This window comes from Paraferrimonas sp. SM1919, from assembly GCF_010993985.1.
In the GTDB taxonomy this organism is placed as follows: domain Bacteria; phylum Pseudomonadota; class Gammaproteobacteria; order Enterobacterales; family Shewanellaceae; genus SM1919.
This window is the reverse complement of sequence record NZ_WINH01000140.1, coordinates 1-486: the sequence shown is the minus strand read 5'-3', so window position 1 is coordinate 486 and position 486 is coordinate 1. Positions and strand designations below refer to the sequence as shown.

General features: G+C 60.5%; 1 protein-coding gene. It reads right to left on the bottom strand.

Annotated elements, in window-relative coordinates; translation table 11 throughout:
- Window positions 1-486: hypothetical protein (locus GFB48_RS17505; protein WP_205597774.1), on the bottom strand; the 486-nt coding region annotated here is incomplete at both ends.

Sequence of the window (486 nt, the reverse complement as noted above, 5' to 3'; positions counted from 1 at the left end):
CGTAAAGATCTTCTTGATGGCAGCGATCATCGCTTCCGGCTGACCGCCCAGGAACCAGTTGTAAGGGACGTTGGAGCCGGTCGGCGAGGCTTCCCACTCGCTATTGTTCGTGACCACGGTGGAGCCATCCTGACCGTAGGTCCGGAGCGGATTCCCGTCGTTGTTGGCATCAATGAAGCCGCCGTACTTGGCCGCCAGGAAGAACTGGCTGTTGCGCTGATTGTCACCCACCGTGCCATTGCCGTTTTCGTTCACGTCGATGACGAACGTGGTGACGCGCGCATTGGGCATGTCGGGGCGGAAGCCGTAGGTGTGTGCCCAGTAGGCAGTACCGGCCAGATAGTAGGACGCGAAATGGGCAGACCTGTGATCGACATCACCCAAGGTGCTGGTGATCGGGCTGGTGGCCCCGGCGAGGGGAGGGTTGTAGGTGGTTTCGAGCGCACCGACCTTGTTCGTCCAGTCGCGCACATTGAAGCCGCTGTA